At 65.7% G+C, this 11,995-nt stretch carries 11 protein-coding genes; 6 read left to right on the top strand and 5 right to left on the bottom strand.

Annotated elements, in window-relative coordinates; genetic code table 11:
- Window positions 1–53 precede the first annotated feature (53 nt).
- The 5 genes from CAG41_RS01070 to CAG41_RS01050 all read right to left on the bottom strand — a co-directional run bounded on the left by CAG41_RS01070 (window position 54) and on the right by CAG41_RS01050 (window position 3,904).
- Window positions 54–590, bottom strand: a complete 537-nt coding sequence (locus CAG41_RS01070) for a DUF3299 domain-containing protein (RefSeq protein ID WP_085630281.1) — start codon at window positions 588–590, stop codon at window positions 54–56.
- Window positions 591–689: 99 nt separating this feature from the next.
- Window positions 690–935, bottom strand: a complete 246-nt coding sequence (locus tag CAG41_RS01065) for a GlsB/YeaQ/YmgE family stress response membrane protein (RefSeq protein ID WP_085579109.1) — start codon at window positions 933–935, stop codon at window positions 690–692.
- A 106-nt stretch (window positions 936–1,041) separates the two neighbouring features.
- Window positions 1,042–2,124: a 5-(carboxyamino)imidazole ribonucleotide synthase gene (locus tag CAG41_RS01060; RefSeq protein WP_085579111.1), complete on the bottom strand. Its 1,083-nt coding sequence runs from the start codon at window positions 2,122–2,124 to the stop codon at window positions 1,042–1,044.
- A 10-nt stretch (window positions 2,125–2,134) separates the two neighbouring features.
- On the bottom strand, window positions 2,135–2,626 hold the full coding sequence (gene purE, locus CAG41_RS01055; protein ID WP_085579114.1) for a 5-(carboxyamino)imidazole ribonucleotide mutase: 492 nt from the start codon (window positions 2,624–2,626) through the stop codon (window positions 2,135–2,137).
- Window positions 2,627–2,995: 369 nt separating this feature from the next.
- Window positions 2,996–3,904 (bottom strand): LysR substrate-binding domain-containing protein, encoded by a 909-nt coding sequence (locus tag CAG41_RS01050; RefSeq protein ID WP_085579116.1) that lies wholly within the window; start codon window positions 3,902–3,904, stop codon window positions 2,996–2,998.
- Between the two features lie 178 nt (window positions 3,905–4,082).
- Between CAG41_RS01050 and aspA the strand changes: the two genes are divergently transcribed.
- The 6 genes from aspA (at window position 4,083) to CAG41_RS01020 (ending at window position 11,891) form a co-directional block, all read left to right on the top strand.
- Window positions 4,083–5,507, top strand: a complete 1,425-nt coding sequence (gene aspA / locus CAG41_RS01045; protein ID WP_085579118.1) for an aspartate ammonia-lyase — start codon at window positions 4,083–4,085, stop codon at window positions 5,505–5,507.
- Between the two features lie 452 nt (window positions 5,508–5,959).
- On the top strand, window positions 5,960–7,399 hold the full coding sequence (locus CAG41_RS01040) for a sodium:alanine symporter family protein (protein ID WP_085579121.1): 1,440 nt from the start codon (window positions 5,960–5,962) through the stop codon (window positions 7,397–7,399).
- 104 nt (window positions 7,400–7,503) lie between these two features.
- The gene (locus tag CAG41_RS01035; protein ID WP_085579123.1) at window positions 7,504–8,508 is read left to right on the top strand and encodes an asparaginase; all 1,005 of its coding nucleotides are present in this window, start codon (window positions 7,504–7,506) and stop codon (window positions 8,506–8,508) included.
- A 117-nt stretch (window positions 8,509–8,625) separates the two neighbouring features.
- Complete coding sequence (locus CAG41_RS01030; protein WP_085693768.1) at window positions 8,626–9,624, top strand: AraC family transcriptional regulator; 999 nt, start codon at window positions 8,626–8,628, stop codon at window positions 9,622–9,624.
- 144 nt (window positions 9,625–9,768) lie between these two features.
- Complete coding sequence (locus CAG41_RS01025; RefSeq protein ID WP_085579127.1) at window positions 9,769–10,794, top strand: histone deacetylase family protein; 1,026 nt, start codon at window positions 9,769–9,771, stop codon at window positions 10,792–10,794.
- Complete coding sequence (locus tag CAG41_RS01020; protein ID WP_085579129.1) at window positions 10,791–11,891, top strand: polyamine ABC transporter substrate-binding protein; 1,101 nt, start codon at window positions 10,791–10,793, stop codon at window positions 11,889–11,891. Before CAG41_RS01025 ends, CAG41_RS01020 begins: the two co-directional genes overlap by 4 nt.
- Window positions 11,892–11,995 lie beyond the last annotated feature (104 nt).

The following is an 11,995-nucleotide window of genomic DNA, read 5'->3' as shown; positions in this document are numbered from 1 at the left end:
GACACGACGCAATCGCCAGCAGGTCGGCTCCTACAGCGATTTTGGCGGGCTGATCAGAGGTCCGATTCCTGCACCACCTTCACCTTGTCCGCGTCCAGCGCATACGCCGCGTCGGCCAGGTCGTTGCTGACCTTCTCGACCTTCAGCGTGCCGGTCACCCACAGCGGCGTGTAGATGTCATCCAGCTTGAGCCCCTTGGGATAGCGCACCAGCACCAGTTGATTGGGCGGCGGTGGCGGCACGTGGATGCAGGCGCCCGGGTACGGCACGAGGAAGAACAGGGTGCTGCGGCCCTTGGCGTCCGACTCCAGCGGCACCGGATAACCGCCGATGCGGATGCGCTTGTCGTTCATCGACGCCACGGTCTTGGTCGAGTACATCACCGCCGGCAGGCCCTTGGCCTGCTTCATCCCGCCCTTCTGGGTGAAGGTGCCGTTGGCCTCCGGGGAGTTGTGGTCGATTTCGGGCATGGCTTCGAGGGCTTTCTGATCCGACTTGGGCATCAGTTCCAGCCAGTCGGTTTCCGGCAGTTCGCCGGCGTGGGCCAGACCGCTGCCCAGCAAAAGGAGAGTCAACAGGAGACGACGCATGAAGGGGCTCGTTGAGAATGCTCGTGAAAGGAAGTCGCGGATCGCCGAGCATTGCGGCCCTTCCCCCAATATCTGCGGGAAGGGCCTTGTCGCTTTGGATCAGCTCTTTTTGATCAGGCCGTAGATCACCAGCAGGATGATCGCGCCGACCAGCGCGCCGAAGAAGCCGGCGGCCTGGCCTGCGTGGTAAATGCCCAGGGCCTGGCCGCCGTAGGTGGCCGCCAGCGAACCGCCGATACCGAGCAGGATGGTCATGATCCAGCCCATGCTGTCGTCGCCCGGTTTGAGGAACCGCGCCAGCAGGCCGACGATCAGGCCGATGAAGATGGTACCGATAATTCCCATGGCATTTCCCTCTGATTGATTGGCTATAGCCTAGCCAGACTTTGGCATCCTGCCATCAGAGAACGGCGGCCCCCGAAGGTTCCGCCGCCGCCAGATGAAACTCTCGTCACTCGGCGATCAGCGCCTCGACCTTGAGGATCTGCTGCGCCAGGGTCGCCTTGTCGGCGCAGCGCAGGTTGGCGTGGCCGACCTTGCGCCCGGCCTTGAACGCCTTGCCGTAGTGGTGCAGGTGGCAATCGGCGATGGCCAGCACCTTCTCGGTCTCCGGCACCTTGCCGATGAAGTTCAGCATCGCGCTCTCGCCGACCTTGGCGGTCGAACCCAGCGGCAGGCCGGCCACCGCCCGCAGGTGGTTCTCGAACTGACTGCACTCGGCGCCTTCGGTGGTCCAGTGCCCGGAGTTGTGCACCCGCGGAGCGATTTCGTTGGCCTTCAGGCCGCCGTCGACCTCGAAGAACTCGAACGCCATCACGCCGACGTAGTTCAGCTTCGTCAGCACACGGCTGGAGTAGTCTTCGGCCAGGGCCTGCAACGGGTGATCGGTGCTGGCCACCGACAGCTTGAGGATGCCGCTGTCGTGGGTGTTGTGCACCAGCGGATAGAACCGGGTTTCCCCGTCGCGGGCGCGCACGGCGATCAGCGAGACTTCGCCGGTGAACGGCACGAAGCCTTCCAGCAGGCAAGCCACGCTGCCCAGCTCGGCGAACGTGCCGACCACATCCTCAGGCTTGCGCAGGACCTTCTGGCCCTTGCCGTCGTAGCCCAGGGTGCGGGTCTTGAGCACGGCCGGCAGGCCGATGGCCGCCACGGCGGCGTCCAGGTCGGCCTGCGACTGGATGTCGGCGAACGCCGGGGTCGGAATCCCCAGCTCCTTGAACATGCTCTTCTCGAACCAGCGGTCGCGGGCGATGCGCAAGGCTTCGGCGCTCGGGTACACCGGCACGAACTGAGAAAGGAAGGCCACGGTCTCGGCCGGGACGCTTTCGAACTCGAAGGTCACCAGGTCGACTTCATCGGCCAGTTGGCGCAGGTGGTCCTGATCGCCGTAGTCGGCCCGCAGGTGTTCGCCCAGCGCGGCGGCACAGGCGTCCGGCGCAGGATCCAGGAAAGCGAAGTTCATGCCCAGCGGGGTGCCCGCCAGGGCCAGCATGCGGCCCAACTGGCCGCCACCGATCACACCGATCTTCATCTCAACAACCTCAGGCAATGCGTGGGTCTGGATTGTCCAGGACGCTGTCAGTCTGCTCGGCGCGGAAGGTCTTCAGCACCGCGTGGAACTGCGGGTGCTTGGCGCCCAGGATACTGGCCGACAGCAGCGCGGCGTTGATCGCGCCGGCCTTGCCGATGGCCAGGGTGGCGACCGGAACGCCGGCCGGCATCTGCACGATCGACAGCAGCGAATCGACGCCCGAGAGCATGGCCGACTGCACCGGCACGCCCAGCACCGGCAAGTGGGTCTTGGCCGCGCACATGCCCGGCAGGTGGGCCGCGCCGCCGGCACCGGCGATGATCACCTCGATGCCGCGGCCTTCGGCCTCCTCGGCGTACTGGAACAGCAGGTCCGGGGTGCGGTGGGCGGAAACCACTTTCACCTCGTAGGGGATGCCGAGCTTTTCCAGCATATCGGCGGTGTGGCTAAGGGTGGACCAATCGGACTTGGAGCCCATGATCACGCCAACCAGTGCACTCATCGTCGCGCCTCTTCTCTCTGGGCGCCCGCAGGCGCGTCAAAAACAACAAGCCACGCAAGTTGCGTGGCTTGATTGTACGGAAAATGGCCGGACAAACCGGCCGAAGGCCGCGCAGTATACCGCAAAGAAGCCAATAAACAGCCCCCGTCTCGACCATCTGTCATCTGCCGCAAAGCCCCGGTTTTATTGACCCGAAGGTCAGTGCCTGCGCACCGCAAATTGCCCTGCGGGAGCAGGCTTGCTCCCGGATTGGATTGTGGCGGTCACCGCTCTGCATTGCGCCGCCCCCTTGTGGGAGCCAGCCTGCTGGCGATGGCGTCAGTCCAGGCAGCGCAAGCGTCAGATCAGTTGCATCCCCATTGAATCTTGTCAGGCGCTCTGCGCAGCCCCGCCTTCGAGCTTGCGCCACAGCAGCCGCACGTTGGCCTTGCGCACCAGCGCGCAGCGGTACAGGCGGATCTCCAGCGGCACATGCCACTGCGGGCCGCCGCAGATCACCAGCTCGCCGCGGGCCAGTTCGGCGCGCACGCTCAACTGCGGCACCCAGGCGATGCCCAGACCTTCGAGCGCCATGCTCTTGAGGCTGTCGGCCATGGCGGTCTCGTAAACGGTGGTGAAGCGCAATTGGCGCTGGCGCAGCAGGCCGTTCACCGAACGCCCCAGGAACGCCCCGGCGCTGTAGGCCAGCAGCGGCACGCTCGCCTCGCCTTCCAGGTCGAACAGCGGCTTGCCGTTGGCGTCCGCCGCGCACACCGGGAGCATTTCGGTGTGGCCCAAGTGCAGCGACGGGAAGATGTCCGCGTCCATCTGCATCGCCGCATCCGGGTCATAGAAGGCCAGCATCAGGTCGCAGCCGCCTTCGCGCAGGGCATGCACGGCGTCGCCGACGTTGGTCGCCACCAGCCGCGTGGCGATGTTCAGGCCTTCGTTGCGCAGTTGCGCGATCCAGCGCGGAAAGAAGCCCAGCGCCAGAGAGTGCGCCGCCGCCACCTGGATCACCTCGCCCTGCCCGCCCTCCAGATGGTGCAGGTGGCGCAGCACTTCGCCGAGTTGCTCGACCACCGTGCGCGCCGTCACCAGGAACAGTTGGCCCGCCGCCGTCAGCTCGATGGGCGTGCGCGAGCGGTTGACCAGGGTCAGCCCCAGCGCGGCCTCCAGGCTGCGGATCCGCCGGCTGAACGCCGGCTGGGTCACGAAGCGCCGTTCGGCCGCCTGCGAGAAGCTGCGGGTGGCGGCCAGGGCACTGAAGTCCTCAAGCCATTTGCTTTCCAGATTCATCACACCCTCCGGGGCGCACCAAAATAGGTCACACGTCTGCCGCGCGAGCGGCGTCACACGGGCATTATGCCGAATGTGCATAGGGCAGTGTTTAACAGCATTGGCCCAAAAATTCCCACAAGCCTAGCATTCGCAGCGTTCCGGCACAGACCGGGTCCCTATCGAGATGATTTCTATCATGTCCTCCGCTGCATCTTTCCGCACAGAAAACGACCTGCTTGGCTCCCTCGAAGTACCGGCTCAAGCGTACTACGGCATCCAGACCCTGCGAGCGGTGAACAACTTCCGTCTCTCCGGCGTTCCGATCTCGCATTACCCGAAGCTGGTGGTCGGTCTGGCCATGGTCAAACAGGCCGCCGCTGACGCCAACCGTGAGCTGGGCCATCTGAGCGAAGCCAAGCACGCTGCCATCAGCGAAGCCTGTGCCCGACTGATCCGCGGTGATTTCCACGAAGAGTTCGTGGTCGACATGATTCAAGGTGGCGCCGGTACGTCCACCAACATGAACGCCAACGAAGTGATCGCCAACATCGCGCTGGAAGCGATGGGTCACCAGAAAGGCGAATACCAGTACCTGCACCCGAACGACGACGTGAACATGGCGCAGTCGACCAACGACGCCTACCCGACCGCGATCCGCCTGGGTCTGCTGCTGGGTCACGACGCGCTGCTGGCCAGCCTCGACAGCCTGATCCAGGCGTTCGCGGCCAAGGGTGAAGAATTCAACCACGTCCTGAAGATGGGCCGCACCCAGCTGCAGGACGCCGTGCCGATGACCCTGGGCCAAGAGTTCCGCGCCTTCGCCACCACCATGGGCGAAGACCTGGCCCGCCTGAAGACGCTGGCCCCGGAAGTGCTGACCGAAGTGAACCTGGGCGGCACCGCCATCGGCACCGGCATCAACGCCGACCCGCGCTACCAGGCCCTGGCCGTGCAGCGTCTGGCCCTGATCAGCGGTCAGCCGCTGGTGCCGGCCGCCGACCTGATCGAAGCCACCTCCGACATGGGCGCCTTCGTGCTGTTCTCCGGCATGCTCAAGCGCACCGCGGTCAAGCTGTCGAAGATCTGCAACGACCTGCGCCTGCTGTCCAGCGGCCCGCGCACCGGCATCAACGAGATCAACCTGCCGGCGCGCCAGCCAGGCAGCTCGATCATGCCAGGCAAGGTCAACCCGGTGATCCCGGAAGCCGTGAACCAGGTGGCCTTCCAGGTCATCGGCAACGACCTGGCGCTGACCATGGCGGCCGAAGGCGGCCAGCTGCAGCTGAACGTGATGGAGCCGCTGATCGCCTTCAAGATCCTTGACTCGATCCGCCTGCTGCAACGCGCCATGGACATGCTGCGCGAGCACTGCATCGTCGGCATCACCGCCAACGAAGCCCGCTGCCGTGAACTGGTCGAGCACTCGATCGGCCTGGTCACCGCGCTGAACCCGTACATCGGCTACAAGAACGCCACCCGCATCGCCCGCGTCGCCCTCGAGACCGGCCGCGGCGTGCTGGAACTGGTGCGCGAAGAAGGCCTGCTCGACGACGCCATGCTCGCCGACATCCTGCGCCCGGAAAACATGATCGCCCCACGTCTGGTTCCGCTCAAAGCCTGAACCGACGCGAAATTCGCTGTACCGCTCACCAGGTCGAGGGACTAGACACCTCTCACCTTTTGAGGGCTTGGGGATTGCTCCCCAAGCCCTTTTTTTTAACTTTCCGATCCTGAGACCCGTATGTCTGGGGATTGCTCGCACAAAAAAAAGAGCAGTCTCCACACAAGCCCGGCGCCGGTAACGCCGGGTGTTTCAAAGCCTACGTTCCGTCGCTTGCACCACAACCGTGCAGACGGGCGCCGCACTGATAGGTATAGTGCCGCCCCTCTTCGCGTGAGCGGTCGTCGGTAACGAGGCCCAAACCCATGCGAAACCCGAACTAATAACAAACCCGCGATATGGAACCGGGACGAAACCATCGCCTCGCCCGTTGTGCCGCCCGCACACCGGTGTAACGCGATGTTTCCGACCTTCCAGCATTTGCTTACACAAAAAACAGCGAGGAAAAATCCATGCTAGAAGTCATCAACGACTTCCTCTCAGGCAAAGTACTGATCCTGCTCATTGTCGGGCTCGGCAGCTACTTCACGATTCGCTCGCGTTTCGTTCAACTGCGCCACTTCACCCACATGTTCGCGGTGTTCCGCGACAGCCTCAAAGGCAACGCGGGGCAGCTCAGCTCGTTCCAGGCCCTGATGCTCAGCCTCGCCGGCCGTGTCGGCGCGGGCAACATCGCCGGCGTCGGCATCGCCGTGACCCTGGGCGGCCCGGGCGCGGTGTTCTGGATGTGGGTGACCGCACTGGTCGGAATGTCCAGCAGCTTCTTCGAATGCACCCTGGCCCAGGTCTACAAGCGCGCCGACGGCGACGGCCTGTACCGCGGCGGCCCGGCCTACTACATCCAGCACGGCCTGAAGCTCAAAGGCATGGCGGTGGTGTTCTCCATCCTGCTGCTGGTCACCTACGGCTTCGCCTTCATCGGCCTGCAGTCGTACACCGTGACCCACTCGCTGCAGAACGCCTTCGACTTCGATCCGCGCCACACCGGCATCGTCCTGGCGGTGCTGCTGGCCATCACCTTCATCGGCGGCATCAAGCGCATCGCCGCGGTGTCCGACCTGCTGGTGCCGGTCAAGACCCTGGCCTACATCGCTGTGACCCTGTACGTGATCGGCACCCAGATCGAACACGTGCCGGCCATGCTGGAAACCATCTTCAAGAGCGCCTTCGGCCTCGACCCGGCCTTCGGCGGCCTGCTCGGCAGCGCCATCGTCATGGGCGTGAAGCGTGGCGTGTTCGCCAACGAAGCGGGCCTGGGCAGTGCGCCGAACGTGGCTGCCGTGGCCGCCGTGAAGCACCCGGGCGCCCAGGGCGTGGTCCAGGCCTTCAGCGTGTTCCTCGACACCTTCGTGATCTGCACCTGCACCGCGCTGCTGATCCTGCTGTCGGGCTTCTACACCCCGGGCTTCGAAGGCGACGGCATCGTCCTGACCCAGAACTCGCTGGCCGCCGTGGTCGGTGACTGGGGCCGCCTGTTCGTGAGCGTCGCGCTGTCGCTGTTCGTGTTCACCTGCATCCTCTACAACTACTACCTGGGCGAGAACAGCCTGCAATTCCTCAGCCGCAACCGCGTGGTGCTGATGGTGTTCCGCGGCCTGGTGCTGGCGCTGGTGGTCTGGGGTTCGATGCAGGATCTGTCGACCGTGTTCGCCTTCGCCGACATCACCATGACCTGCCTGGCCTTCGTCAACCTGATGGCCCTGGCCATGCTGTTCAAGGTCGGCCTGCGCGTGATGCGCGACTACGACGAGCAGCGCCGTGCCGGCGTCGACCAGCCTGTGTTCGACTCGCGCAAGTTCGCCGACTTGGACCTGGACCTGCAGGCCTGGCCCGCCGAAACTTCGCCGGCCGCCAAGGCCGAGCCGCAAGGCGTGCCCGCAGCGCAACGCTGACGGGTGAACGGCGGGCGCATCCTCTGCGCCCGTCGGTTACAGTGCGTTAAATGTCGGAGCGGGCATGCCCGCTCCCACAGCACCTCACCGTTTCGGAGAATCCCATGAACCCTTCGACCTACCCTGCCGCCCAGCACGTCATGGTGCTGTACACCGGCGGCACCATCGGCATGCAGGCCAGCGCCAACGGCCTGGCCCCGGCCTCCGGTTTCGAGGCGCGGATGCGCGAGTACCTGCACGGCCAGCCTGAGCTGGTGGTGCCGCAGTGGCGCTTCCGTGAGATGGCGCCGCTGATCGACAGCGCCAACATGACCCCGGCCTACTGGCAGCAACTGCGCGAAGCGGTGGTCGACGCCGTCGATGTGCAGGGCTGCGACAGCGTGCTGATCCTGCACGGCACCGACACCCTGGCCTACAGCGCCGCCGCCATGAGCTTCCAGCTGCTGGGCCTGCACGCCCGCGTGTGCTTCACCGGCTCGATGCTGCCGGCCGGCGTCACCGACAGCGACGCGTGGGAAAACCTCAGCGGTGCGCTGACCGCCCTCGGCCAGGGCCTGGCGCCGGGCGTGCACCTGTACTTCCACGGCGAGCTGCTGGCGCCGACCCGCTGCGCGAAGGTGCGCAGCTTCGGGCGTCACCCGTTCAAGCGGCTGGAGCGCCAGGGCGGCGGCACGCACGCCGCTTCGCTGCCTGCCCAACTGACCTACGGCGCGCCGAAACAGTTGGCGAACGTCGCGGTGCTGCCGCTGTTCCCCGGCATTTCGGCACAGGTCATCGACGGCCTGACCGCCAGCGGCATCCAGGGCCTGGTGCTGGAGTGCTACGGCAGCGGCACCGGCCCGAGCGACAACCCCGAATTCCTCGCCAGCCTCGGCCGGGCGCGGGACAAGGGCGTGGTGGTCGTCGCCGTGACGCAATGCCATGAGGGCGGGGTCGAGCTGGACATCTACGAGGCCGGCAGCCGTTTGCGCGGCGTGGGCGTCCTGTCCGGCGGCGGCATGACCCGCGAGGCGGCGTTCGGCAAGCTGAACGCGCTGCTGGGCGCGGGGCTGGACGACGCCGATGTGCGGCGCCTGGTCGAACTGGACCTGTGCGGCGAACTCGCCTGACACCGACCGAACCTTGTGGCGAGTGAGCCCGCTCGCTCGCCGCAACGGTTCACCCTTGCCGTTCCCGTCCGGCATGCAACTTGCTGCTTTCCAGCCATCCCCAGGCTGGAAGATCCCATGCTCCACTCCCACCTCACCACCCTCAACGCGGTCTCGCTGATCCTCAACACCTTCAAGGACCAAGGATTGTCGGACGATGCGCTGCTGGCCGGCAGCGGCATCAGCACCGCAGACCTGAGCCGCGCCGACACCCGCATCACCACCAACCAGGAGATGCAGGTGTGCGCCAACGCCGTGGCGCTCAAGCACGACATCGGGCTGGAGCTGGGCCGGCGCATGCATGTTTCCTGCTACGGGATACTCGGTTACGCCCTGCTCACCTGTGCCACCTTCGGTGACGCCCTGCGCCTGGCGGTCCGTTATCCGGCGCTGCTGGGCACCCTGTTCGAACTGAGCCTGGAAGACGACGGCGAACAGGTCTGGTTCGTCGCCGCCGACTACCGCGAAAGCCCGGCGATGGCGGTGTTCAACGCCGAGTTCTGCCTGGTCTCGCTGAAAGTCATCTGCGACGACCTGCTCGGCCACCCGCTGCCGTTGCGCGCCGCCCGTTTCGAACACGCCGCCCCGGACTACCGCGACAGCTACGCCCAACCGTTCGACTGTCCGCTGCACTTTCGCGCCAAGGACAATGCCTTCGCGTTCGAGCGGCGTTGGCTCGACCAACCGCTGCCGCTGGCCGACACCATCACCCACCAGGCCATGGCCGAGCGCTGCCGCAAGCAGAACACCGAGTTCACCGGGCGCCAGGCCTGGCTGGGACGGATCCGCCAGTTGCTCGGCGCGCAGCTCAATTGCGCACCGGGGCTGGAGGGCCTCGCGCAGCAGATGAACTGCTCGCCGCGCACCCTGCGCCGGCACCTCAAGGACATGGGCTGCAGCTATCAGGAACTGCTTGATGAGCTGCGCTTCGAGCGGGCCAAGCAACTGCTGTGCGAAGACCAGATGCCGATCTACCGCATCGCCGAGACCTTGGGCTTCAGCGAGACCGCGAGCTTCCGCCATGCGTTCGTGCGCTGGAGCGGCGTGGCCCCGAGCCAGTTCCGCCCCCACGGCTGAGCCCCGCCTCGGCAGGCGCGAGGGGCGAATTGAGGTCAGCACTTTTGGCCGCATCGATCCCCTTTTGGCCGCTCCCGCCGTTCTCCGATCCGCCTCGGGCCGCAACACTGTGTTCAACCGAATCAGCCCTGCGGAGAACAACAAATGCTGACGATCTACTCGGACGACCACCACCTGCACCACGGCCGCTGCGAACTCATCGACGGCCAGCTCAAGCCGTGCTTCGAGATGCCGTCCCGCGCCGACCACGTGCTGCAACGGGTCAGGCACCAGAACCTGGGCCCGGTGCAGGCGCCGAAGGATTTCGGCCTCGAGCCGATCGCCCGCATCCACAGCCGCGACTACCTCGATTTCTTCAAGGGCGCCTGGACGCGCTGGACCGAATTCAACACCGACGGCGACCTGCTGCCCTACACCTGGCCGGCGCGCACCTTGCGCCAGGTGAAGCCGACCAGCCTGCACGGCCAGCTCGGCTACTACAGCTTCGACGGCGGCGCACCGATCACCGCCGGCACCTGGCAGGCGGCCTACAGCGCCGCGCAGGTGGCGCTGACCGCCCAGGCGCAAATCCAGCGCGGCGCCCACAGCGCCTTCGCCCTGTGCCGTCCGCCGGGACACCACGCCGCCAGCGACCTGATGGGCGGCTACTGCTACCTCAACAACGCCGCCATCGCCGCCCAGGCGTTCCTCGATCAGGGCCACAAGAAAGTCGCGATCCTCGACGTGGACTACCACCACGGCAACGGCACCCAGTCGATTTTCTACGAACGCAGCGACGTGCTGTTCACCTCGATCCATGGCCACCCGGAGGCGGAGTTCCCGTTCTTCCTCGGCTATGAAGACGAGCGCGGTGAAGGCGCCGGCGAAGGCTTCAACTTCAACTACCCGCTGCCGGCCGGCGCAGGCTGGGACGTCTGGAGCGCCGCGCTGGAGCAGGCCTGCCAAGAGATCGAGCGCTACGGCGCCGACATCGTCGTCGTGTCCCTGGGCGTGGACACCTTCAAGGACGACCCGATCTCGCAGTTCAAGCTCGACAGCCCGGACTACCTGGCCATGGGCAAGCGCATCGCCGCCCTGGGCAAGCCGACGCTGTTCGTCATGGAAGGCGGCTACGCCGTGGAGGAAATCGGCATCAACGCGGTGAACGTGCTCGAAGGCTTCGAACAATGAACAGCCTCAAGACCCTCATCGCTTGCGCGCTGTGCGCCGCGCTGCTCGGCGGCGCGGCCCACGCCGAAGAACGCACCCTGCGCGTCTACAACTGGTTCGACTACATCACCCCCAAGGCCCTGGAGGATTTCAAGGCACAGAACGCCCAGACCAAACTGGTCTACGACATCTTCGACACCAACGAAGCGCTGGAGGCCAAGCTGCTGACCGGCAACTCCGGCTATGACGTGGTGGTGCCGTCCAACGTGTTCCTGGCCAAGCAGATCGAGGCCGGGGTGTTCCAGCCGCTGGACCGCAGCCGGCTGCCGAACTGGAACCACCTCGACCCCAAACTGATGAAGCTGATCGAGGCCAACGATCCGGGCAACAAGTTCGCCGTGCCGTACATGTACGGCACCATCCTGATCGGCTTCAACCCGGCCAAGGTCAAGGCGGTGCTGGGCGACGACGCCCCGGTGGACAGCTGGGACCTGATCTTCAAGGAAGAGAACATCAGCAAACTCAAGCAGTGCGGCGTCGCCCTGCTCGACTCGCCGTCGGAGATCCTGCCGCTGGCCCTGCAGCACCTGGGGCTGGACCCCAACAGCAAGAACCCGCAGGACTACGCCAAGGCCGAAGCGCTGCTGCTGAAGATCCGTCCGTACGTCACCTACTTCCATTCCTCCAAGTACATGGCCGACATCGCCAACGGCGACATCTGCGTGGCGGTGGGCTACTCGGGCAGCTTCTCCCAGGCCGCCAACCGCGCCAAGGAAGCGAAGAACGGGGTGGTGGTGGACATGCGCCTGCCCAAGGAAGGCGCGCCGATCTGGTTCGACATGCTCGCCATCCCCAAGGGCGCGCAGAACCCGCAGGACGCCTATACCTTCATCAACTACTTGCTGCAGCCGCAGGTGATCGCACCGGTCAGCGACTTCGTCGGCTACCCGAACCCCAACAAGGACGCCACGCAACAGGTCGACCCGGCGATCCGCAACAACCCCAACCTGTACCCGACCGACGCGGCCATGAACACGCTCTACACCCTGCAGCCGCTGCCCCGCGACGCCGAGCGCGCCCGCACCCGGGCCTGGACCCGGATCAAGTCCGGCACCTGATCCGGCTCCAACCGACAAGACCCGCCCCGTGCGGGTCTTTTTTTTGCCTGCGGTAACCGGCTACCGCAGGCACCGTCCGAGGCACGGATACCGTGGCAGCGAAC

The organism is Pseudomonas sp. B35(2017), assembly GCF_002113645.1.
Lineage (GTDB): Bacteria > Pseudomonadota > Gammaproteobacteria > Pseudomonadales > Pseudomonadaceae > Aquipseudomonas > Aquipseudomonas ekonensis.
The sequence above is the reverse complement of the archived record's forward strand: the minus strand, read 5'-3'. Positions and strand labels throughout refer to the sequence as shown.